Source organism: Pseudomonas fragi (assembly GCF_025426255.1).
Classification (GTDB): domain Bacteria; phylum Pseudomonadota; class Gammaproteobacteria; order Pseudomonadales; family Pseudomonadaceae; genus Aquipseudomonas; species Aquipseudomonas kulmbachensis.
The window spans coordinates 42,464-66,067 of the sequence record NZ_CP104861.1 but is presented as its reverse complement, the minus strand read 5'-3'; the positions used below and the strand labels follow the sequence as shown (position 1 = coordinate 66,067).

At 57.7% G+C, this 23,604-nt stretch carries 19 protein-coding genes and 1 pseudogene; 3 read left to right on the top strand and 17 right to left on the bottom strand.

Translation table 11 applies throughout. The features are described from left to right. Positions 1 to 67: 67 nt before the first annotated feature. The 6 genes from N7D90_RS00305 to phoB all read right to left on the bottom strand — a co-directional run bounded on the left by N7D90_RS00305 (position 68) and on the right by phoB (position 8,559). Positions 68 to 1,444, bottom strand: coding sequence for a M16 family metallopeptidase (locus N7D90_RS00305; RefSeq protein ID WP_261740382.1), 1,377 nt, complete (start codon positions 1,442 to 1,444; stop codon positions 68 to 70). An 83-nt stretch (positions 1,445 to 1,527) separates the two neighbouring features. Next, positions 1,528 to 3,186 carry a Na/Pi cotransporter family protein gene (locus N7D90_RS00300; RefSeq protein ID WP_261740381.1) on the bottom strand — a complete coding sequence of 553 codons (1,659 nt, stop codon included), beginning with the start codon at positions 3,184 to 3,186 and terminating at the stop codon, positions 1,528 to 1,530. A 253-nt stretch (positions 3,187 to 3,439) separates the two neighbouring features. Next, a complete protein-coding gene (locus tag N7D90_RS00295) occupies positions 3,440 to 4,753 on the bottom strand; it encodes a CitMHS family transporter (RefSeq protein ID WP_261740380.1) in 1,314 nt (437 codons plus the stop codon). Positions 4,754 to 5,059: 306 nt separating this feature from the next. After that, the gene (locus N7D90_RS00290) at positions 5,060 to 6,400 is read right to left on the bottom strand and encodes a hemolysin family protein (protein WP_261740379.1); all 1,341 of its coding nucleotides are present in this window, start codon (positions 6,398 to 6,400) and stop codon (positions 5,060 to 5,062) included. Between the two features lie 99 nt (positions 6,401 to 6,499). Continuing rightward, positions 6,500 to 7,822: a phosphate regulon sensor histidine kinase PhoR gene (gene phoR / locus N7D90_RS00285; protein WP_261740378.1), complete on the bottom strand. Its 1,323-nt coding sequence runs from the start codon at positions 7,820 to 7,822 to the stop codon at positions 6,500 to 6,502. Between the two features lie 44 nt (positions 7,823 to 7,866). Then, positions 7,867 to 8,559 carry a phosphate regulon transcriptional regulator PhoB gene (gene phoB, locus N7D90_RS00280; RefSeq protein WP_016782809.1) on the bottom strand — a complete coding sequence of 231 codons (693 nt, stop codon included), beginning with the start codon at positions 8,557 to 8,559 and terminating at the stop codon, positions 7,867 to 7,869. A 152-nt stretch (positions 8,560 to 8,711) separates the two neighbouring features. Between phoB and N7D90_RS00275 the strand changes: the two genes are divergently transcribed. Next, positions 8,712 to 9,092 (top strand): hypothetical protein, encoded by a 381-nt coding sequence (locus N7D90_RS00275; RefSeq protein WP_261740377.1) that lies wholly within the window; start codon positions 8,712 to 8,714, stop codon positions 9,090 to 9,092. A gap of 176 nt (positions 9,093 to 9,268) precedes the next feature. Here the strand turns inward: N7D90_RS00275 and N7D90_RS00270 are convergent, their stop codons facing one another. The 8 genes and pseudogenes from N7D90_RS00270 to N7D90_RS00235 all read right to left on the bottom strand — a co-directional run bounded on the left by N7D90_RS00270 (position 9,269) and on the right by N7D90_RS00235 (position 18,491). Next, positions 9,269 to 10,159 (bottom strand): ABC transporter permease subunit, encoded by an 891-nt coding sequence (locus N7D90_RS00270; RefSeq protein WP_261739769.1) that lies wholly within the window; start codon positions 10,157 to 10,159, stop codon positions 9,269 to 9,271. Continuing rightward, a complete protein-coding gene (locus N7D90_RS00265; protein ID WP_261739770.1) occupies positions 10,156 to 11,076 on the bottom strand; it encodes an ABC transporter permease subunit in 921 nt (306 codons plus the stop codon). Before N7D90_RS00265 ends, N7D90_RS00270 begins: the two co-directional genes overlap by 4 nt. Next, positions 11,073 to 12,182: pseudogene (locus N7D90_RS00260) on the bottom strand (ABC transporter ATP-binding protein). Before N7D90_RS00260 ends, N7D90_RS00265 begins: the two are co-directional and overlap by 4 nt. A gap of 69 nt (positions 12,183 to 12,251) precedes the next feature. Continuing rightward, positions 12,252 to 13,346 (bottom strand): polyamine ABC transporter substrate-binding protein, encoded by a 1,095-nt coding sequence (locus N7D90_RS00255; RefSeq protein ID WP_261740376.1) that lies wholly within the window; start codon positions 13,344 to 13,346, stop codon positions 12,252 to 12,254. A 251-nt stretch (positions 13,347 to 13,597) separates the two neighbouring features. Then, positions 13,598 to 14,695, bottom strand: coding sequence for a polyamine ABC transporter substrate-binding protein (locus N7D90_RS00250; RefSeq protein WP_315968169.1), 1,098 nt, complete (start codon positions 14,693 to 14,695; stop codon positions 13,598 to 13,600). Between the two features lie 198 nt (positions 14,696 to 14,893). Further along, the gene (locus N7D90_RS00245) at positions 14,894 to 16,258 is read right to left on the bottom strand and encodes an aspartate aminotransferase family protein (RefSeq protein ID WP_261740374.1); all 1,365 of its coding nucleotides are present in this window, start codon (positions 16,256 to 16,258) and stop codon (positions 14,894 to 14,896) included. A gap of 61 nt (positions 16,259 to 16,319) precedes the next feature. After that, on the bottom strand, positions 16,320 to 17,678 hold the full coding sequence (locus N7D90_RS00240; RefSeq protein WP_261740373.1) for a glutamine synthetase family protein: 1,359 nt from the start codon (positions 17,676 to 17,678) through the stop codon (positions 16,320 to 16,322). A gap of 36 nt (positions 17,679 to 17,714) precedes the next feature. Next, positions 17,715 to 18,491 carry a gamma-glutamyl-gamma-aminobutyrate hydrolase family protein gene (locus tag N7D90_RS00235; protein ID WP_261740372.1) on the bottom strand — a complete coding sequence of 259 codons (777 nt, stop codon included), beginning with the start codon at positions 18,489 to 18,491 and terminating at the stop codon, positions 17,715 to 17,717. A 278-nt stretch (positions 18,492 to 18,769) separates the two neighbouring features. On the opposite strand from N7D90_RS00235, the gene N7D90_RS00230 reads away from it, so the two are divergent. Together N7D90_RS00230 and N7D90_RS00225 are read left to right on the top strand one after the other, a co-directional pair. Further along, positions 18,770 to 20,146 carry a glutamine synthetase family protein gene (locus N7D90_RS00230; protein WP_261740371.1) on the top strand — a complete coding sequence of 459 codons (1,377 nt, stop codon included), beginning with the start codon at positions 18,770 to 18,772 and terminating at the stop codon, positions 20,144 to 20,146. 101 nt (positions 20,147 to 20,247) lie between these two features. After that, the gene (locus N7D90_RS00225) at positions 20,248 to 20,889 is read left to right on the top strand and encodes a TetR/AcrR family transcriptional regulator (RefSeq protein WP_261740370.1); all 642 of its coding nucleotides are present in this window, start codon (positions 20,248 to 20,250) and stop codon (positions 20,887 to 20,889) included. A 189-nt stretch (positions 20,890 to 21,078) separates the two neighbouring features. Here N7D90_RS00225 and tauD read toward each other — a convergent pair whose 3' ends face one another. From tauD to tauB, 3 genes are read right to left on the bottom strand one after another with little or no spacing between them, the layout of a single operon-like run. Continuing rightward, entirely contained in the window at positions 21,079 to 21,912 is an 834-nt protein-coding gene (gene tauD, locus N7D90_RS00220) for a taurine dioxygenase (protein ID WP_261740369.1), read from the bottom strand. A 47-nt stretch (positions 21,913 to 21,959) separates the two neighbouring features. Further along, positions 21,960 to 22,796: a taurine ABC transporter permease TauC gene (gene tauC / locus N7D90_RS00215; RefSeq protein ID WP_261740368.1), complete on the bottom strand. Its 837-nt coding sequence runs from the start codon at positions 22,794 to 22,796 to the stop codon at positions 21,960 to 21,962. Next, positions 22,793 to 23,587, bottom strand: a complete 795-nt coding sequence (gene tauB, locus N7D90_RS00210; RefSeq protein ID WP_261740367.1) for a taurine ABC transporter ATP-binding subunit — start codon at positions 23,585 to 23,587, stop codon at positions 22,793 to 22,795. Before tauB ends, tauC begins: the two co-directional genes overlap by 4 nt. Positions 23,588 to 23,604 lie beyond the last annotated feature (17 nt).

Sequence of the window (23,604 nt, the reverse complement as noted above, 5' to 3'; positions counted from 1 at the left end):
ATCGACCAGCCGAAAATTGGCAATGACTTTACGCTATCAAAAGGCTGGCGACTCGGGCAATCACTGGTTAACGCCGACGCCAGGCGCGCCAGCCCACCCCTACGATGACCAGCAACACCAACCCGCCAAAAATGGCCATGCTCAAGCCCTGATAACTGAACAGCGGCTTCTCGATGCGCACATAGCCTGGCTCGGCAAACAACTCGCGCAATGCCGTGTTGGCTTGCTTCAGGGTGATGGCCTGAAGCTGTTTGGCCGGGTCGGCGAAGTGCCCATCGTCGTAGTCGCCCAACGAAGACCAATAGTAATCGGCCAGCGCACTGTTGCCTTGCACCGACCACGCCTTGCGGGCAATGGCGGCGTTCTTGAGCCGGGCAAATATCTGCGGATCCAGCCCGTCCTTGAGCAGTTGCGCCTTGAGTTGCTCAACCACCTGCCGGGCCTGGGCCACGTTATCGCGTTCAACATCCGCATTCAGGCTCAAGAAGCCCACGCCGCCGAACACTTCGCGCTCAGCCCAAGGCCCGTAAGACAAGCCCTTCTTGAGCCGTAGCTCGCTGTACAGCGCCCATTCCAGATAATCGCGCAGCAGGCTCCAGGTTTCATCGGACAGGCCTTCGATCACCGGCTCCGGCAACAGCCAGTGCAGGGTCGCAGTGTCGCCGACCACCCCGCGCACCAGTTCGCGCTCGGCGTCGGCCTTGGCATCAATCGCGGCAAGAGGTTTGTGTTCGCTGGGCTCAACCGGCTCGAGCGCACCGTAGGTGCGCTCCAGATAGGCTGGCAGCAGCCGGTCGAGGTCACCGACGATAATCAGCGTCATATTGTTGGGCGCATACCAGTTCTGGCGCACAGCCTCTAACTGCTGGCGCGTGAGGTTATGCACTTCTGCCCGCTCGGCGCACTTAAGCCCCAACTCGACCGCCAACTGATTACTGGCGCCGTGGCCCAGGTCCTGGCGGTCCAGCCAACGCTGCAAGTGCGAGTAATGACCGCCGTCTTCGCGTTCAACCACTTTCTTGGCGTCGCTGATACGTTGCTCGGTCAGTTGCGTACGGGTCAGCAGGCCCAGGAGCAGGTCGAGGATTTTGCGCTGGTTCCTGGCCGGAGCTTCAATCACAAACGTGGTGTCGGCATTGCTGGTGAAGGCATTCCACTCGCCACCCAGCGCCTGCATGCGCTCCTCCAGGCCACCTTCACCAGTGTCGTCGATCCCGCTGAACAGCATATGTTCCAGCAAGTGCGGCAATTGCTGGTCGGCGCATGAAAAATCATCCAGGCCCACACCCACCACCAACCGAATGGCCACGTGACCGCGCTCATTGCCGGGTTTGAGGATCAGTTGCAGACCATTGGGCAGTTGATAGCCCTCGACACTGTAACGATCAAGGGCAAAGCCCTGAGTTGCGCCAAGCAGTAAACAGATGAACAGCAGGCAACGCATAAAAAATCCCTGAATTCTCGAATCCTTGAGCCCGTGCAGCTTAGTCGCTGCTTACCGGCTGACAACAGCCCGCCCCACAACGTTCAAGGTGAATGCTGGGTATCAGCTGCGTCATTGAGCTCCAGCGCTCCGGTTTCAGAGGTTTCCAGCACCACATAAGCGCTGCCACAGAACAGCGAATTCAGGCGCTGCATATCAGCGATCAGCTCCAGGTGCATTGAACTGGTCTCGATACTTTGAGTGATTTTACGTTGCAGACGACTCACGTGAGCGTGGGCCAAACGCCGCTCTTGCGCGCGAAAGCGGCGCTTTTCGCGCAACAGCTGGCGTGCGCTCTGAGGATCGGAGCTGAGGAAAACCGTCAGCCCAAGGCGCAGGTTTTCGATCAACTGGGTTTGCAGCCCCACAAGCTCCTCCAGCCCCGTTTCTGAAAACGATCGGCGCTGCGAGGTTTTCTGCTGCTGGACTTTACGCAGCATGCGTTCGATCACGTCGCTGGCAAGCTTGAGGTTGATCGCCAATTCGATGATTTCTGCCCAACGTCGGCTGTCTTGCTCACTCAAGTCTTCCCTGGGCATCTGCGCCAGGTAGAGTTTGACTGCGCTGTACAGCACTTCGACTTCATCGCTCAGGGTGCGCATTTCCTGGGTGACGGCGGTCTGCTTGCCGCGCAGAACATCGAGCATATTGACCAACATGGTGTCGATCAGGTCGCCAATGCGCAGGGTCTCGCGCACTGCGTTGGTCAGTGCCAGGCTCGGTGTGTCGAGCGCTGCCGGGTCCAGATGACGCGGCTTGACCACGCCGTTGGTTTGTTCGCGCTCGGGCAGCAGCCAGGCGCAAATGCGCGCCATCAGACTCACTGTCGGCAACATCAAAAAGCAGCGCACGGTGTTGTAGAGCAGGTGAAAACCAATCACCAACTCTTGCGCGCTGTAGCTGAGGCTGTCCATCCAGGCCACCAGCGGATTGAGCACGGGCATGATCAGCAACAGGCCGATAAGTTTGTACAGCAGGCTACCCAGAGCCACCTGACGTCCGGCGGCGTTTTGCATATTGGTACTGAGAAACGCCAGCACGCCGCTGCCAATATTGGCGCCAATCACCAAGCCGATTGCCACGTGCAGGCTGATCACGCCGGCGCCAGCCAATGTGGCGGTCAGCAGCACGGCCGCCAAGCTTGAGTAGGAAATCATCGCGAACAGGGCGCCGACCAGCGCATCCAGCAGTATGTCGCCGGTCAACGAGGCGAAAATCACCTTTACGCCTTGGGCATGGGTGATCGGTGAGGCCGCTTCGACGATCAGTTGCAGCGCCAGGATAATCAGCCCCAGACCGATCCCGACGCGGCCCAGTTGTCCGGCACGGGTTTGCTTGCGGGTCAGAAAGAAAATCACACCCAGGAAAATCAGCAGCGGGGACAACCACGACAGGTCGAAGGTCAGCACTCGGGCCATCAGGGCCGTACCGACATCGGCACCGAGCATGGTTGCCAGCGCGGGGGTGAGTGCCATCAGCCCCTGGCCGACAAATGATGTGACCAGCATGGCCGTGGCGTTGCTGCTCTGCACCATGGCCGTGACCACGATCCCGGCGACAAAGGCAAACATGCGCCGGGACACGTTTTGCCCGATGACATGACGCAGGTTGGTGCCGTAGACCCGCAGAATGCCGGTTCGGACGATATGCGTGCCCCAGATCAACAGGGTCACGGCTGAAAGCAGATTGAGCAGGGTCAGCATGCTGGCTCCCTGTAATGGATGTGTCTAAGGATCAGATAGCTGCGGGCCGTTCTTACAGATGTTTCTTAAGATGTAGTCGGCATTTGAGCAGAACGCCAGCATCGCATAGCTGGCGGAGGGTTGAAACTCTTCTGGGCAATGATGTACCTGTGGGAGCGGGCTTGCTCGCGATGCAGGCAACGCGGTTTATCTGAATGACCGCGTCGATGCCATCGCGAGCAAGCCCGCTCCCACAGGGGGTATGACAGATGTGTTACAGCGTACTGAACAGCGGGAATGTCCCCAGCAGCAACGCCGCAACCATGATGCACATGCACACCAGAATTGCCCATTTCAGGGTGAAGCGCTGGTGATCACCAAACTCGATACCAGCCAGAGCCACCAGCAAGTAGGTCGATGGCACCAACGGGCTGAGCAAATGCACAGGCTGGCCAACAATCGAGGCGCGGGCCATTTCGGCCGCGGTGATGCCGTAATGGCTGGCGGCTTCTGCCAACACAGGCAGTACACCGTAGTAGAACGCATCGTTGGACATGAAGAAGGTGAACGGCATACTCACCAGCGCGGTGATTACCGCCAGGTAAGGCCCGAGCGCAGGCGGGATCACGGCCAGCAGGCTTTTGGACATGGCGTCGACCATGCCGGTGCCCGACAGGATGCCAGTAAAGATACCTGCCGCAAAAATCAGCCCGACTACCGCCAATACGCTGCCCGCATGTGCCGCGACGCGGTCTTTTTGCTGTTGCAGGCAAGGGTAGTTGACGATCATCGCGATGCTGAACGCGACCATAAACAGCACGGGCAGAGGCAGCAAACCGGCGATCAGGGCGACCATCAGCGCCAGGGTTAACGCGCCGTTGAACCAGATCAGTTTTGGCCGACGGGCATCCGGGTATTGCGAGACGCTGATTTCGCTGTGGTCGATTTCATCACCATCGCCGTGCAGGTGCAGCTCACCCAGACGCGCACGCTCACGCTTGCCGTAGAACCAGGCGATAGCCAGGATCGCCACGCAGCCAGCGAGCATTGCCGGGATCATTGGCACAAAAATGTCCGAAGGGTCGACATGCAGCGCACTGGCCGCCCGGGCGGTCGGGCCGCCCCAGGGCGTCATGTTCATCACGCCACCCGCCAGAATGATCAGGCCAGCCATGATCCGCGGGCTCATGCCGATACGGCTGTAGAGTGGCAGCATAGCTGCCACGCAAATCATGTAAGTGGTCGCGCCGTCGCCATCCAGAGAGACCACCAGTGCCAGCACCGCAGTGCCCACCGAGATCTTCAGCGGGTCGCCTTTGACCAACTTGAGGATCTTGCGCACCGCCGGGTCAAACAAGCCCGAATCGATCATCAGAGCAAAGTAGAGAATGGCAAACATCAGCATCACCCCGGTCGGGGCAAGCTTGGTGATGCCTTCAAGCATCATCGGCCCGATTTTCGGCGCAAAACCACCGAACACGGCAAACAGGATGGGTACCAGAATCAGGGCTATCAGGGCGGAAAGGCGCTTGGTCATGATCAGGTACATAAATGTAATGACCATGGCAAAGCCAAGGAAGGTCAGCATGAAAGTCACCCTTATTGTTGTAGTAGGGCTCTGACTGCGTGTTATGCGCATGCCAGGCCAACCGGTCTGTTGCCGGTGATGACCTGATGCTAGAGGGGGAAGCTTTCAACCAGCTTTCGCCGGTAAAAATTCTTACAGGAGGGTTTGTAGCCGCTGAGGAGAGCAGCGCGGCTGCGATCGGCGGCGAAGCCGTCGCAGAACATGAACAAGAGGAGTGCCTGGAACACCGGATAACCTGATGTTACGACGGCTGCGCCGCCGATCGCAGCCTTCGTTCCTCGTCAGCGGCTACAGGTCATATGGTCTTTAATCCAGCTTAAGAACCTTGGCCAATACGATTTTCGGGCCTTTCATCTTTTTGATGATAATGCGCAAACCTTCGACTTCCAGTTGCTCTTCTTCGGCGGGTACCCGCTTGAGGGTGTCGTAGATCAGGCCTGCGACGGTTTCGGCCTCAACATGGTCCAGATCCACACCCAGCAGGCGCTCGATCTTGAACAGCGGTGTGTCACCGCGTACCAGCAGTTTGCCGGGCTGATAAGACAGGATGCCGCGCTCGGCCTTGCGGTGTTCGTCCTGGATATCGCCAACCAGTACTTCCAGCACGTCTTCCATAGTCAGGTAGCCCACGACCTTGCCGTCAGCTTCTTCGACCAGGGCAAAGTGCGCGCCGCCCTTGCGGAACTGCTCAAGCAATTGCGACAGCGGCATATGCCGCGATACGCGTTCCAGCGGCCGGGTCAGCTCTTCAAGGTTGAACGTCTCTGGCAAGTGATCAAGGTCAGCCAGCTCAAGCAGCAGGTCCTTGATGTGCAGCAGGCCGACGAAAGTATTGGTATCGGCGTCGTACACCGGGTAACGGCTGAACTTGTGGCGACGGAACAGCGCCAGGATTTCCTTGAGCGGTGCCTTGGAATCCAGAGTCACCAGGTCTTCGCGGGAGTTGGCCCAGTCGACCACTTCCAGCTCGCCCATTTCGACCGCCGAAGCCAACACGCGCATGCCCTGGTCGCTCGGGTCCTGACCACGGCTCGAGTGCAGGATCAGTTTGAGTTCTTCGCGGCTGTAGGCGTGATCGTGGTGAGCGCCAGGCTCACCTTGACCGGCAATCCGCAAAATCGCGTTGGCGCTGGCGTTGAGCAGGTAAATAGCCGGGTACATGGCCCAGTAGAACAGGTACAGCGGCACGGCGGTCCACAGCGACAGGGTCTCTGGCTTGCGGATGGCCCACGACTTGGGAGCCAGCTCGCCAACCACGATGTGCAGGTACGAAATAATAAAGAAGGCGGCAAAGAACGATACGCCCTTGATTACTTCAGGCGACTCGACACCGATTGCACCCAGCAGCGGTTCCAGGATGTGAGCGAACGCCGGTTCACCGACCCAGCCCAGGCCCAGCGATGCCAGGGTAATACCCAGTTGGCAAGCCGAGAGGTAAGCGTCGAGCTGATTGTGCACGGTGCGCAGGATCTGCCCGCGCCAGCCGTTGACGTCGGCGATGGCCTCGACCCGGGTGGAGCGCAGTTTGACCATGGCGAATTCGGCCGCAACGAAAAAACCGTTGAGCAAAACCAGGATCAGAGCAAAAAGAATCATGCCGAAGTCGGCGAAGAGTGTCGCGAGGGTCAAGCCAGGGGAAGGGTCCATGATGGAGTTTTACGGGTTCCGTCGTTACAAATAGGGAGGTAAGGCCAAGCAATGTAACGGCTGATGTGGCCCTTGCCTAGTGGGAAAAGGCCACAGGGCCTAGTCAACCTGCGTCTGCAGTCGTGGTTTGGCCACCTGAACCGGGGCGAAATGGCAGGTAAACGTACTGCCATGACCCAACACGCTGCTGATCTCCAGGCGTGCGCGATGGCGTAACAGCACATGTTTGACAATGGCCAACCCCAACCCGGTGCCGCCCGTGCTGGCGTTGCGGCTGGAGTCGACGCGGTAGAAGCGTTCCGTGAGGCGCGGCAAGTGTTTTTTGTCGATGCCCACACCCGAATCCTGCACGCTCAGGTGCGCACCCGTGCTGTCTGCCCACCAGCGAATGCGCACACTGCCGCCATCCGGGGTGTATTTGACTGCATTAAAAACCAGGTTGGAAAATGCGCTACGCAACTCGGCTTCACTGCCTTTGAGCGCGCAATCGGCCTCAACGTCGAGGGTAATGGTCTGATTGCGTTGCCCGGATAAGGCCTGGGCATCGCTTTTGATCGAGCGCAGTAACGTGTCGATGGCCACCGGCTGGTTATCAGACGGGTAGTCCGTGGCTTCGAGCTTGGCCAGCAGCAGCAAATCGTTGAGCAAGGTCTGCATGCGTTCACCCTGTTGCTGCATTTGCGACAGCGGGCGCTTCCAACGCGGGTTCACGTCATCGACGTTATCGAGCAGGGTTTCCAGATAGCCGCAGATCACCGTCAATGGCGTGCGCAGCTCGTGGGATACGTTGGCGATAAAGTCTTTACGCATCTGCTCCAGCTGATGAATCCGCGTCACGTCGCGCACCAGCATCAAGTGTTCGTTGTTACCGTAGCGAGTGATATAGAGCTGGATGCGCAGGTGATCGTTGACCGGCGAAGGGATATCCAGCGGCTCGCTATAGTTGTCCTGCTCGAAGTATTCCTTGAAGCGCGGGTGGCGCACCAGATTGGTCACTGGCTGACCGCTGTCCTGAGGCGTCTTCAGGCCCAGCAATGTCTCTGCAGCGCGGTTCCACCATTCCAGGTTGCCGTCGCTGTCGAGCATGATGACCGCGTCCTGCAGGGCTGCCGTAGACTCCTGCACCCGATCGATTACCGCTTGCAGGCGCCCGCGTACCCGCTGATCGCGGCGTTGCAGGTGGTAGATGCTGTCAAACACCTCGCCCCACAGGCCATAGCCATCGGGCGGTGCTTCGTCGGGTTTGTGCTGGCGCAGCCACTCGTGCAAACGCAGCAACTGCTTGAGGGTCCAGCCCAGATAGAACGCCAGGCCTATGGCCAGGCTCCAGCCGTAATAGCCACTGAGCAACCCGACCACCAGGCAGGCGGCGACCAGAAGCAACAAATGACGAATCAGAGTGCCATGCCAGTTTTGATTCACGTCGCGCGGGTCCTTGCTTGCCGTTGGATCAGATAAAGCCGGTATCAGGCCTTGGTCGAAAACCGGTAACCGGTGCCACGCACGGTTTGTACCAGATTTTCGTATGCCTCACCGAGCGCTTTGCGCAGGCGGCGGATGTGCACGTCCACGGTGCGCTCTTCCACGTACACGTTGCCGCCCCAGACCTGGTCGAGCAATTGGCCACGCGTGTAGGCACGCTCCTGGTGGGTCATGAAGAATTGCAGCAGGCGGTATTCAGTAGGGCCCATTTCGGCCGGGGTGCCGTCGATGGTCACACGGTGACTGATCGGATCGAGCAGCAAGCCACCGATCTCGATAGGGGATTCTGCATCGGCCGGGCCTGCGCGGCGTAGTACGGCCTTGAGGCGGGCTACCAGTTCACGTGGGGAAAACGGCTTGGTGATGTAGTCATCAGCGCCGACTTCCAGGCCCTGAATCTTGTTGTCCTCTTCACCTTTGGCCGTCAGCATGATGATCGGAATATCACTGGTCAGCTCTTCGCGCTTGAGGCGTCGGGCCAACTCGATGCCGGACGTGCCGCCGGGCAGCATCCAGTCGAGCAGAATCAGGTCCGGTTTACGGTCCACGATAATGGCGTGAGCGTCCTGAGCATTATCGGCTTCCAGGCAGTCGTAGCCCGCCATTTCCAAGGCCACGGCGATCATCTCACGAATCGGCGCCTCGTCATCAACGATCAAAATGCTCCTGCCAACCATGCCGTAACCCTCGTGTCATTTAACTGTCTTGTGGCGCATTAGATAACGGAATTATTGCAGTCGTGTGACAGCTTTGGGTATCGGACGCGTTCTGTAGGTTAGTGAACTACGCTTTGAGTTCAAATCGTACAACCACATAAAGGACGATTCCGATGACCTCTAGTTCGCTTTCCCTAAAGACATTGCTGCTAGCCGCAGCATTCACCTTGCCAGGGCTGGCGTTTGCAGCTGATCCGGCGATGACCAAAGATGGCATGCTCGTCGACCACAAAGGCATGACGCTCTACACCTTCGCCAAGGATGCGGGTGGCAAATCCATGTGCAACGACAAGTGCGCGACCAACTGGCCGCCGCTGATGGTCGAAGGTAATCATAACGACATGGGCAAGTGGACCATGGTCAAGCGTGATGACGGCACCATGCAGTGGGCCTACGACGGCAAGCCGCTGTACACCTTTGTCATGGACAAGGCTGCTGGCGACATGACCGGCGACGGTAAAATGGACGGCGCCTGGAAAGTCGCCAAGCCTTAGATGATTGTGTAGCCGCTGCCGCAGGCTGCGATAAGGACCGCAGGTCCTTCTGATGGACTGCTGAGCACTCCATCGTAGCCTGCGGCAGCGGCTACAAAAAATTGCCGTGTTTCCTGCCCCCATAAAAAAACCTCGCCGACCTTTCACAGGAGGCGAGGTTTTTTATCACGCGAGACTTAAACCGCGTTTGTCGACTGCGGCCGACGCACGTCAGGCTGTTTCCAGGACTCGGCCATCGACTCGTCGATAGCTTGCTGAATGGCCTTTTTGCGGTGTTCCTCAGCGCGGCGGCTGAAGAACCACACCATAAATGTCACCAGCGACACCGCCAGCAGAATCAGGCTGGCCACGGCGTTGATCTCGGGTTTAACCCCCAGACGCACCGCCGAGAACACTTCCATCGGCAGGGTCGTAGACCCCGGACCAGACACGAAGCTGGCCAATACCAGGTCGTCCAGCGACAGGGCAAAGGACATCATGGCTCCCGCCGCCAATGAAGGCGCGATCATTGGGATGGTGATCAGAAAGAACACTTTCCACGGTTTGGCACCCAGGTCCATGGCCGCTTCTTCGATCGACAGGTCCAGCTCACGCAGACGCGACGACACCACCACGGCCACATAGGCCGAGCAGAACGTGGTGTGGGCGATCCAGATGGTGACGATACCGCGTTCTTGCGGCCAGCCAATCATCTGCGCCATGGCCACGAACAGCAGCAACAGCGACAGACCGGTGATCACTTCCGGCATTACCAACGGCGCAGTCACCAAGCCGCCAAACAGCGTGCGGCCCTTGAAGTGGCTGATACGGGTCAGTACAAACGCCGCCAAGGTACCCAGCGCCACCGCTGCAACCGCCGTGTACAAGGCGATTTCCAGCGAACGCATGACCGAGCCCATCAGCTGGGTGTTGTCCAGCAGGCCCACGTACCACTTCAGCGACCAACCGCCCCATACCGTCACCAGCTTGGAGGCGTTGAACGAGTAGAGCACCAGGATCAGCATCGGCAGGTAGATGAACAACAACCCCGCGACCAACATAAAGCTAGAAAAACGGAAGCGATTCATATCTTGCCCTCCAGCTCTTTAGCCTGGCTGCGGTTGAACAGAATGATGGGCACGATCAGGATCGCCAGCATGACCACAGCAAGCGCGGAGGCTACCGGCCAGTCACGGTTGTTGAAGAACTCTTGCCACAACACTTTACCGATCATCAGGGTTTCCGGCCCGCCCAGCAGTTCCGGGATCACGAACTCGCCTACCACCGGGATAAACACCAGCATGCAGCCGGCGATAATGCCGTTTTTGGACAGCGGAACGGTGATTTTCCAGAAGCTGTTGAAAGTGCTCGAACCCAGGTCGGACGCAGCTTCCAGCAAGCTGTTGTCATGTTTCACGAGGTTGGCGTACAGCGGCAGGATCATAAACGGCAAGTACGAATACACGATGCCGATATACACCGCGATATTGGTGTTGAGGATCTGCAACGGTTCGTTGATCCAGCCCATCGACATCAGGAAGCCATTGAGCAGGCCGTTGTTGCTGAGGATACCCATCCAGGCATACACACGAATCAGGATCGCGGTCCAGGTCGGCATCATGATCAGCAGCACCAGTACGGTCTGCATCTCTTTGCGCGCATTGGCGATGGCGTAGGCCATCGGATAACCGATCAGCAGGCACAACGCCGTGCTGAAAAAGGCCATCTTCAACGAGCCCAGGTAGGCGGCGAGGTACAACTCGTCGTCGCCCAGCATGGCGTAGTTGCCCAGGTTCAGCAGCATCTGGATTTTTTGATCAACGTAGCCGTAGATCTCGGTGTACGGCGGAATGGCGACGTCAGCCTCAGCAAAACTGATCTTCAGTACGATAAAGAACGGCAGCATGAAGAACAGAAACAGCCACAGGAATGGAATCCCGATGACCACTTGACGGCCACCGGGGGTTATTCGTTGCAGTCGGCGTTTGAGTTTTCGCATGTTCATGAGCGCAGTACCACGCCGCTGTCGTCTTCCCACCAGACGTAGACTTCGTCGTCCCAGGTCGGGCGGGCGCCACGGCGTTCGGCATTGGCCATGAACGACTGGACAATCTTGCCGCCAGGCAACTCCACATAAATACCGAGTGCCCGCCGAGGTAGGCGATGTCATGCACCTTGCCCTGCGACCAGTTATAGGCGGACTCGGGTGTGACGAGCATTTTTTCCGGGCGGATGGCGTAGGTGTCGTTTGTCTCCACCGAGGTCACACCGTGCCGACGTATGTCGTTCTCCAATTCCGGGCTTGATGCGCGTAGCCTTCCGCGTCGTCGACCTTCACCGTCGAAAGGAATTCACATTGCCGATAAACTCGCAGACCACGGCTGACGGGTGCTTCAAATATCTACCGGGCTGCCGATTGGCGATCCAGCCCAGGTGCATGATGGCGATACGCTCAGCCATGGTCATGGCTTCTTCCTGGTCGTGAGTCACCATCACGCAGGTCACGCCTACGCGCTCGATGATCTGTACCAGTTCGAGCTGCATCTGCGAACGCAGTTTTTTGTCCAGCGCCCATCGGCTCGTCGAGCAACAGCAATTTCGGACGCTTGGCCAACGAACGGGCCAGGCCACACGCTGACGCTGACCACCAGACAACTGATGCGGCTTGCGTTTGGCGTACTGGTTCATGTGTACCAACTTGAGCATTTCGCCGACGCGGGCATCGATCTCGGCGTTGGACATTTTGTCCTGCTTGAGGCCGAAGGCGATGTTTTGCGCCACGGTCATATGCGGGAACAATGCATAGGACTGGAACATCATGTTGATCGGGCGCTCATAGGGCGGCATATCAGTGATGTCGACACCGTCGAGGAAAATACGACCCTCTGTTGGGCGCTCGAAGCCTGCCAGCATGCGCAGCAAGGTAGATTTGCCCGATCCCGATCCGCCGAGCATGGCGAAAATTTCGCCCTTGTTGATTTCCAGGGACACGTCGTCCACGGCAATCGTCTCGTCGAATTTTTTCGTGACCCGGTCGATTTTGACCAGCACCTGCTTAGGTGTCTGGTCGCCCTCGAGGGCTTTCTTATAGGCGCCGGAGGCAACAGCCATTACGAAACTCCCAACAAATTTAGCAGCCCGACCTAGATGATCGAGCCTTGGATAGGTGGTCTTGCGAGATTACTTGCCCGTCTTGACCTTGGTCCACGTACGCGTCATCAGACGCTGTACTTTCGGCGGTAACTCGGTTGAAACGTACGTTTTGTCCAGCACCGCCTGGGTTGGGTAAACCGCTTCGTCGGTACGAATGGACTCATCCATCACCTTGTCAGCCGCAGGATTGGGGTTGGCATAACCAACATAGTCGCTGACTTGAGCGATCACTTCAGGCTTGAGCAGGTAATTGATGAACGCGTGAGCCTCCTTGACGTTGCTGGAATCCTTGGGGATGGCCAGCATGTCAAACCACAGCGCGCCGCCTTCCTTGGGCACGATATACGCGATATTCACGCCTTTCTTGGCATCTGCGGCCCGAGCCTTGGCCTGGAATACATCACCGGAGAAGCCAATCGCCACACAGATGTTGCCGTTGGCCAGGTCGGAAATGTATTTGGAAGAGTGGAAGTAGGTGACGTATGGACGCACCGACATCAGTGTTGCTTCTGCTTTTTTGTAGTCCTTGGGGTTGGTGCTGTTGGCATCCAGGCCCAGGTAGTTGAGTACGGTAGGCAGCATTTCATCAGCCGAATCCAGGAAGGCTACGCCGCACTTGGTCAGCTTCTTCATGTTCTCGGGTTTGAACACCACATCCCAGGAGTCAATGCTGTCGACCCCCAGTACTTCTTTGACTTTATCGACGTTGTAACCAATCCCGTTGGTGCCCCACAGGTACGGCACGGCATATTGGTTACCCGGGTCGTTGGCCTGAAGGCGCTTGAGCAGGGCCGGGTCGAGGTTGGAATAGTTCGGCAACTGCGACATGTCGAGCTTCTGGAACGCGCCCGCCTTGATCTGCTTGCCCAGGAAATGGTTAGACGGAACGACCACGTCATAACCGGTACGCCCGGCCAGCAATTTGCCTTCAAGGGTTTCGTTGGAGTCGAATACGTCATACACCGGTTTGATACCGGTAGCGGCTTCGAAATCACTCAGCGTGTTCGGTGCGATGTAGTCCGACCAGTTATAAATGTGCACTGTAGGTGCCGCTTGTACGCTGACGGCAAGCGTCAAACCGGCTCCGACCAGCAAGGTCTTGCGAAACAAAGATATAGACACGTGATGGTCCTCAATATAGTTGGGCCTGAGTTGCCCGCGTCACACGGCAGCCGAGCCGCCAAAGACAAAACCGGCGCGCAACTTACCCTCGATAAACCGACACAGCAAAGTTTTCCGCTATTTATTAAGCACTTACCTGATTTTTTAGCCGCTGCCGAAGGCTGCGATAAGGCCAGAAGGGCCTTCAAGTGACCGAAAACAGCGTGAGCCCTTCGGGCTCAATCGCAGCCTGCGGCAGCGGCTACAGGTAGTTACTTGCCTGACTTGATTTTGGTCCAGCTGCGCGTCAACAAACGCAAGGTTGTTGGCGGCAAATCGCTGATTGCGTACAGCTTGGCCTTCACGTCATCGGACGGGTAAATGCTCGGGTCGCCAGAGATGTCTTTATTCACTAGCGGCGTTGCAGCCTTGTTACCGTTCGGGAAACGCACGCTGTTAGTGATCTCGGCCATGATCTCAGGCTGCATCAGGAAGTTCATCCAGGCATAAGCGGCGTCAACGTTCTCGGCATCCTCGGGAATGGCGACCATGTCGTAGAAGCTGCCAGCACCTTCTTTAGGGATCACATACTTGAGCTTGACCTTGTCACCGGCTTCTTTGGCGCGGGAAATGGACTGTTCAAGGTCACCCGAGTAACCCACGGCTACGCAGATGTTGCCGTTGGCAAGGTCGGAGATGTACTTGGACGAGTGGAAGTAGCCAACCGAAGGACGAATTTTCAGGAACAGCGCTTCGGCTTCAGCCAATTGTTTCTTGTCTTGCGAATCGGTCGGGTAGCCCAGGTAATGCAGGGCGGCCGGGAGCATTTCGGTCGGCGAGTCGAGGAAGCTTATGCCGCAGCTTTTGAGCTTGGCAGCGTTCTCCGGCTTGAACAGCACGTCCCAGGAATCGATGGTGTCGACACCTAGAGCGGCCTTGACCTTCTCAGGGTTGTAGCCAATACCGATGGTGCCCCACATGTACGGGAACGCATGTTTGTTGTCTTTGTCGCTGGCATCGCCAACGGCCTTGAGCAACGCAGGATCGAGGTTTTTCCAGTTAGGCAGCTTGGAGCGGTCCAGTTCCTGGTAAACCCCGGCCTTGATCTGCTTGGCCAGGAAATTGTTGGATGGCACGACAATGTCGTAGCCGGACTTGCCCGCCAGCAGCTTGGCCTCAAGGGTCTCGTTGCTGTCGAACACGTCGTAGACCACCTTGATACCGGTCTGGTCTTCGAATTTTTTAACGGTGTCGGGTGCGATGTAATCGGACCAATTGTAGATGTGCAGTACTTTGTCTGCCGCTTGAGCTGCCCCGGCCATCACACCCATCAAGGAGAGGGCGAGAAGTGTCTTGCCAACTTTTTTCAAACCTGATGCCTTCATCTGTAATGCTCCAATTGTTCTTTTAAACCACCGATTCAGCGACCTGATCTCAAGGTGACTAAAGCCGGCGGCAAGTCTGGCAAGATCTGGGGCAGGCTTTCAAGGGAAAGCCTTGATTCTTAAGGCCCAGAGCGCAATTACCTGCTTTAGGATCGCAGTTGTCTTGCGCCCGAAGCCTAGCAGTTAACCTTGCAGTGCTTCCAAGGTCAGATCCAGGCACTTGCGCGCCTTTGTCACCAACTCGTCGATCTCGTCTTTACTGATCACCAGCGGCGGCGAAATAATCATGGTGTCGCCTACGGCGCGCATGATCAGACCGTTAGCGAAACAGAACTGTCGGCAGATCATGCCAGCACCACGGCCTTCGTAACGTTTGCGCGTGGCTTTGTCCTGCACCAATTCAATGGCACCCAGCATGCCAACACCGCGCACTTCGCCCACCAGCGGATGGTCGTTCAGTTCACGTAAACGCTTTTGCAAATACGGTGCCGTTTCGGCGTGAACCGTCTCGATAATTTTTTCTTCGCGCAGGATGCGGATGTTTTCCAGTGCCACTGCTGCTGCTACCGGGTGACCCGAGTAGGTGAAACCGTGGTTGAAATCGCCACCTTCGTTCAGTACCGCAACCACTTCATCGCGCACGATCAGGCCACCCATCGGGATATAACCTGAGGTCAGGCCCTTGGCGATGGTCATCATGTCCGGTTTGAGGTCGTAGAAATCGCTACCGAACCACTCACCGGTACGACCAAAGCCACAAATCACTTCATCTGCAACGAACAGGATGTCGTACTTGGCCAGGATTTCCTTGATGCGCGGCCAGTAGGTGGCAGGAGGAACGATCACGCCGCCTGCACCCTGGATCGGCTCGGCAATAAAGGCCCCGACATTGTCGACGCCCAGTTCGAGGATTTTTTCTTCCAGCTGATTGGCGGCCCAGATGCCGAACTCTTCCGGGGACATGTCGCCACCCTCGCCGAACCAGTACGGCTGCGGGATGTGGGTGATGCCAGGGATCGGCAAGTCGCCCTGTTCGTGCATGTAGGTCATGCCGCCCAGGCTCGCGCCCGCCACGGTGGAGCCGTGGTAGCCGTTTTTGCGGCTGATGATGGTTTTCTTGTTGGGCTGGCCCTTGATCGCCCAGTAATGGCGAACCATGCGCAACATGGTGTCGTTGCCTTCAGAGCCTGAGCCGGTGAAGAACACGTGGTTCATGCCTTCAGGCGCGATCTCGGCGATGGCTTTGGACAGTTCAAGTACCGGCGGGTGCGCGGTCATGAAAAACAGGTTGTAGTACGGCAGTTCGCGCATTTGCTTGCTGGCGGCATCGGCCAGTTCGTCACGGCCATAGCCGATGGCAACACACCACAGGCCGGCCATGCCGTCGAGAATCTTGTGGCCTTCGCTGTCCCACAGGTACACGCCTTTGGCATGAGTGATGATGCGTGGGCCGACTTCTTTCAACTGTTTGAAGTCGCTGAACGGGGCCAGATGGTGGTCGTTACTCAGTTGTTGCCATTGGAGGGTTTGCGGGTTTTTGTTAGTCATACAGCTCTCCTTTAGTCAGTAGAGGAGGGACCGCGCCTCCCAGGCGCGCCCCTCCAGCGTGTCAGACGGCGAACAGCAGGAATTCCCGCTCCCACGAACTGATGACGCGCTTGAAGTTTTCATGTTCGGCACGTTTGACTGCCACGTAACCGGTGATGAACTTGGTGCCCAGGTACTTCTCGACAGTCTTGCTGCCTTCCATGCGTGCCAGTGCCTCTTCAAGGGTCAACGGCAGGCGCAAGTTGCGACGTTCATAACCACGACCGACCACTGGCGCGCTCGGGTTGATGCCTTCGACCATGCCGATATAACCGCACAGCAAGCTGGCAGCAATCGCCAGGTACGGGTTGGCATCGGCGCCCGGCAAGCGGTTTTCGACACGGCGGTTTTGCGGGCCGGCATCCGGCACGCGCAGGCCCACGGTGCGGTTCTCTTCGCCCCACTCCACGTTTACTGGTGCCGAGGTATCAGGCAAGAAACGGCGGAACGAGTTCACGTTCGGGGCAAACAGCGGCAGCAGCTCTGGAATGAACTTTTGCAGCCCACCGATATGGTTGAGGAACAGCTGGCTCATGGTCCCGTCTTCATTGGAGAAGACGTTTTTGCCGGTGTTGATATCAATGATGCTCTGGTGCAGGTGCATGGCGCTGCCAGGCTCACCGGTCATCGGTTTGGCCATGAAGGTCGCGGCCACGTTGTGCTTGAGCGCAGCCTCACGCATGGTGCGCTTGAACACCAGAATCTGGTCGGCCAGCGACAGTGCGTCGCCGTGACGGAAGTTGATCTCCATCTGCGCCGTGCCGTCTTCGTGGATCAGCGTGTCCAGGTCCAGCTCTTGCAGTTCGCACCAGTCATAAACGTCTTCGAACAGCGGATCGAATTCGTTGGCCGCTTCAATAGAGAAGGACTGACGACCGGTTTCCGGGCGACCGGAGCGACCCACCGGAGGCTGCAACGGGTAGTCCGGGTCGTCGCTGCGCTTGGTCAGGTAGAACTCCATTTCTGGCGCCACGATCGGCTGCCAGCCGTGATCGGCGTAGAGTTTGAGAACCTTTTTAAGCACGTTGCGCGGCGACAACTCAATCGGGTTGCCCTGCTTGTCGTAGGTGTCGTGAATCACCTGAGCGGTTGGCTCGATAGCCCACGGCACCACAAATACTGCGTTCTGGTCGGGACGGCAGATCATGTCGATATCGGCCGGGTCCAGAAGCTCGTAATAGATGTCGTCTTCGACATAGTCGCCCGTAACGGTTTGCAGCAATACGCTCTCGGGCAGGCGCATGCCTTTTTCGGCAATGAACTTGTTGGTCGGCGAAATCTTCCCGCGAGTAATCCCGGTGAGGTCGGCGATCATGCATTCGACTTCTGTGATCTTGTGGTCTTTCAACCAATCGGTGAGCTGGTCGAGGTTGTTACTCATAAATGCCTCTGGGCTGAGTGTCCTGACTTGAATAAGTCAGGCGTTTACTGACGCATCCGCGTCGCGTTGTGTAGCGCGCCTTCTACAGGCATTTCCAAACGCCTGAAAGATGGCGAGATAAATCGGGTTAGAGCTTACCTGCCATTCGGGGTGCCACTGAACCGCCAAAGCAAAAGCCTTGCCGTCTTTTACCGAAACGGCTTCGACCAGGCCGTCCGGCGCCAGGGCTTCAACCCGTAGGCCTGGCGCTACGCGCTCAATACCCTGGGTATGAATCGAGTTGACCTCGAACTCAGCCGGCAAGCCTAGACCAGCCAGGATGCCGCCCGGCTGAACGTGCATGGCGTGGCTCGCAGCGTATTGCACTTCAACAGGGGCGCTGGGGTCTTCGCGGTGCTCGATAAAGCCTTCGACTTCGTGCAATTTCTGGTGAAGTGAGCCACCCAGAGCTACATTTAATTCCTGAAAGCCGCGACAAATCCCGAGCACCGGAATGCCAGCTGCAATAGCAGCACGAATCAAGGGAAGGGTAGTGCGATCACGGTCAGGATCATGCAGCGTGCCAGGCGCGCTGGCAGGGCCGTGATACAAATGGGGTTCTATATTGGAAGGAGACCCGGTAAAGAGCAGGCCGTCCAGACCGTCAAGAATATCGGTCGGATCAATCAATTCCGCCAGTGACGGTATGATCAGAGGCAAGCCTTTGGCAGCCACTGCAACTGCTCGCACGTACTTATCGCCAGTGATGTGATAAGGATGCAAACCGATCTGCTTGGTGCAGGCGGTGACGCCGATTAACGGCAGGCGTGACATGTAACACCCCGGTATTATTGCTGTTATGGGTTTGAATCGAGCTTAGCCTTGTTCATTTTTTTACACAACACCCCCGTAAAAAATACAACACGGCCCGCTCAAGCCTGCGGGCGCCAAGCGTTCAAAAAGGTCAAAGACGCCCCAAAAAGCGTCAAAAATGGCATTTAGGCGCTTTTTAAGGGCATAAAACAGGCAGCTTGACTTCGGTATGCCGTTCGGGTTGACTGAAACCCGTAGCGCTCAATGATTGATATTTTTAACAACAAAGGTGTTGCATCATGTCGGTACCCCCGCGTGCCGTTCAGCTTAACGAAGCGAACGCGTTCCTTAAGGATCATCCTGAGGTTCTGTACGTAGACCTTCTAATTGCGGATATGAATGGTGTGGTGCGCGGCAAGCGCATCGAACGCACCAGCCTCCACAAGGTTTACGAGAAAGGCATCAACCTGCCTGCCTCTCTGTTTGCACTTGATATCAATGGCTCAACGGTGGAAAGCACCGGCCTGGGTCTGGATATCGGTGACGCAGACAGAATCTGTTATCCCATCCCGGACACCCTGTGCAATGAACCTTGGCAAAAGCGCCCAACCGCGCAACTGCTGATGACTATGCACGAACTAGAAGGTGAACCTTTCTTCGCCGACCCTCGCGAAGTGCTGCGTCAAGTTGTTACCAAATTTGACGAGATGGGCCTGACCATCTGCGCCGCTTTCGAGCTGGAGTTCTACCTGATTGACCAGGAGAACGTTAACGGTCGCCCGCAACCTCCACGCTCGCCGATCTCCGGCAAACGTCCACATTCGACTCAGGTTTACCTGATCGACGACCTCGATGAATACGTCGACTGCCTCCAGGACATTCTGGAAGGTGCCAAAGAACAAGGCATCCCGGCTGACGCCATCGTTAAAGAAAGTGCCCCGGCGCAGTTCGAAGTGAACCTGCACCACGTTGCCGACCCGATCAAGGCCTGCGACTACGCGGTACTGCTCAAGCGACTGATCAAAAACATCGCCTATGACCATGAGATGGACACCACGTTCATGGCCAAGCCTTACCCGGGCCAGGCGGGCAACGGACTACACGTTCATATTTCGATTCTGGACAAAGAAGGCAAAAATATTTTTGCCAGCGAGGATCCCGAGCAGAACGCCGCATTGCGTCACGCGATCGGCGGTGTGCTCGAGACCCTACCGGCGCAGATGGCGTTCCTTTGCCCTAACGTCAACTCGTACCGTCGTTTCGGCGCTCAGTTCTACGTGCCGAACTCGCCGTGCTGGGGCCTGGACAACCGTACCGTGGCGATTCGCGTACCTACCGGCTCGTCCGACTCGGTACGTATCGAACACCGGGTTGCCGGTGCCGATGCCAACCCATACCTGTTGATGGCCTCGGTACTGGCCGGTATTCACCACGGTCTGACCAACAAGATCGAACCGGGTGCGCCAGTCGAAGGCAACAGCTACGAGCAGAACGAGCAAAGCCTGCCAAACAACCTGCGTGATGCATTGCGCGAGCTGGATGACAGCGAAGTAATGGCCAAATATATCGACCCGAAATACATCGATATCTTTGTCGCCTGTAAAGAGAGCGAGCTGGAAGAGTTTGAACACTCCATCTCCGACCTCGAATACAACTGGTATCTGCATACCGTGTAAGCGTTTGCAGTCCACAAGGAACGCCGCAGGCCTCACGGCCTGCGGCGTTTTTTTATGGGCCCAAGGCTCGTACAATGCGCACTGCCCCGCAGGAGACACCCATGACGCGCCTTGCCACACCTCGAAAGTCACGCGCTCGCAGCCAGGTCCGGATCGATTCGATACTCAATGCTGCCCGCACACTGCTGGCAGAAGAAGGGGTGTCCAGCCTGTCGATTTACAGCGTGGCCGAACGCGCTGAAATCCCGCCGTCGTCGGTCTATCACTTTTTCGCCGGTGTGCCCGCGCTCCTCGAAGCCTTGACCGCAGATGTGCATGCGGCGTTCCGCGCCTGCCTGCAAGAGCCGATTGAGCATGAAGCGTTGAGGGACTGGCGAGACCTGTCGCGCCTCGTTGAGCTGCGCATGCTGACGATTTACAGCGAAGATGCCGCTGCCCGGCAATTGATCCTGGCCCAGCATGGTCTCACCGAAGTAACTCAGGCAGACCGTCAGCACGACCTGGAGCTGGGCCAGTTGATGCATGGTTTATTTATGCGCCATTTTGAGTTGCCGGCACTGCCACAGGACGTGGACGTATTTGCCTTGGCGATGGAGCTGGGCGACCGCGTATATGCGCGCTCTATCCAACTGCACGACAGCATCACCCCGCGCATGGCCGAAGAAGGCATACGTGTAGTGGATGCTTACCTGGGGTTGTACTTGCCGCCGTTTTTGCCCAAGCGTGAAAGCTGCAGCCGCTAGACGTTGCGTAGCAGCTGACGAGCGGAGCGAGGCTGCGTCAGGCTGCGCAGCAGCCGCGAAAACATACACCTGCGGTGAGCCAGTTAAAACCGGGTCTCAGATTTTACGGCCGCTTCGCAGCCGGACGCAGCCTCGCTCCGCTCGTCAGCTGCTACGAGGATCCCTGATCTACACCTCATGCGGTGTTCATCAGAACGGTGCATCACCCAAAATCGTCGCGCGGTGCATCACGCGGCGGTTCGGGCGGTAATCGTCCACGGCGTAATGCTGGGTAGAACGGTTGTCCCAAAACGCCACGTCATTTTCCTCCCAGCGCCAGCGAATGGTGTACTCGGGGCGCGTCGCATGGGCAAACAACAACTTGAGGATCGCTTCGCTTTCAGCTTCTGAAAGCTCATTGATTTTGGTGGTAAAGCCTTCATTGACGAACAACGATTTGCGACCGCTCACCGGGTGGGTGCGAACCACCGGGTGCGACAACGGCGGGTTGTTTTTGCGGGTCTGCTCCCAGCGTGCAAGGTCTTCAGGGGTCGAACCGAAACGCTCCAGCGGGAACGACTTGGTGAAGTCGTGGGTTGCAGTCAGCCCTTCCAGCAAAACTTGCAGTGGCCTGGACAACCCCTCAAAAGCGGCGATCCCGCCCGCCCACAAGGTGTCGCCACCAAAAGCCGGCAACTGCTTGGCACTCAGCACCGCCCCCATCGCCGGCGTCGGCAAAAAGGTCACGTCGGTATGCCACACCGCGTTGTCGCGCACGTCGGTCACGGCCGTATCCAGCACCAGCACTTCTGGCTGCTCCGGTACGTTGGGATAAATTGGATGAATATGCAGATCACCGAAGTTGGCAGCAAAACGTGCCTGCTGCTGCGGCGTGATCGACTGATGCTTGAAGAACACCACATGATGCGCCAGCAACGCCTGCTCGATGGCATCACGGTGTTCCGGACTCAGGGGTTGAGTCAGGTCGACGCCAGCAATCTGGGCGCCAAGGGCAGAGCTAATCGGGGTAATGGTCAGGCTCATGATCTATCTCTTTAGCAGCGCGCCAATTAATCAGCGTCGAGTTCTGTTTAGTGAGCCTGGCCGTGCCACGGCACCAGCTTGCGTTGCAGGGCGCGCAGGCCCATTTCCATGGCAAAGGCGATGATGGCGATCACCAGAATTCCCAGCACCACCACATCGGTGACTAGAAATTGCGCGGCAGACTGCACCATAAACCCCAAACCGCTGGTGGCGGCGATCAGCTCGGCGGCCACCAGGGTCGACCAGCCCACCCCCAGACCAATGCGTACACCGGTCAAAATATCCGGCAAGGCACTGGGCAAAATCACATGACGAATCAACTGCCAGCGCGTAGCGCCCAACGACTGCGCGGCACGCACCTTGGCCGGGTCAACGGTACGCACACCAGTGGCGGTAGCAATCGCAATCGGGGCAAAAATCGCCAGGTAAATCAGCAATACTTTCGACAACTCGCCAATGCCGCACCAGATCACAATCAGCGGCAAATAAGCCAATGGCGGAATCGGGCGATAGAACTCGATCAGCGGGTCGAAAATGCCCCGCGCAATACGGTTATGGCCAATGGCGATTCCCACCGGCACCGCGGTCAGAATCGCAAAACCCAGGCCCAGGCCGATACGGCTCAAGCTCGCGCCCAAGTGCTGCCACAACGTGGAATCCATGTAGCCTTTGGTCGCCAGCAACCAGCCTTTTTCCAGTACGGCAGACGGCGGTGGCAAAAACAGCGGTTCGATCAAGCCCGCGGCCGTCACTGCCCACCACAGGGCAATCAAGGTCAGCAGGGTCAGAACGCTGATCCAGCGCGTGCTCAGGCTGCGCTTGACCGGGCGCGGCGCGTGCGGCGCAGCAACCGGGGCGGCTGCGATTGCTTCATAACTGCTCATGCGCGCTCCTGCCGCTGGGCGGCACCGCGTTGTGAAAACACGCGCTCAAGCACGTGTTCACGGGTTTCGATAAAACGAGGATCAGACTTGATCGAGCGGGCGGACTCGCCAGCGTTATAGCGCTGGCCAAAATCCAGCGTCAGCCGCTCAACAATGCGCCCCGGGTTGGGTGCCAGCAAAATCAGATCCGTGGCCAGAAACACCGCTTCTTCGATGTCGTGGGTGATCAGAAATACCGGCTTGTCGGTGCGACGGCACACCTGCAGCAGCAGTTCTTGCATCTGCTCGCGGGTGAAGGCATCGAGTGCGCCGAAGGGTTCATCCATCAGCAGGATCCGAGGGTCGGCAGCCAGGGCGCGGGCCAGGCCGACGCGCTGTTTCTGCCCGCCCGAAAGCTCCCATACCCGGCGTTTTTCAAACCCCGCCAAATCCACCAGGGCCAGCATTTCACGGGCGCGAGCTTCGCGTTTATCCCGCGGCACACCGGCCAGCTCAAGGCCAAAGGCCACGTTCGCCAGCACGTCTTGCCACGGCAGTAACACATCGTCCTGAAACACCACACCGCGCTCGGCGCTGGGGCCGTGTACCGGCACTCCGTCGAGGGTGATACGACCACCGCTGGGTTCGACAAAGCCTGCGATCAGATTCAGCAGCGAGGTTTTACCGCTACCCGACGGGCCGAGTGCGACCAACAGTTGTTGAGGACCGAGGCTGACGGAAATATCCGACAGTACCGGCTCAGCAGCGCCCGGGTACTGTGCGCTGATGCGCTCCAGTGATAACAAGGCCATGACGGTCGACTCCTGCG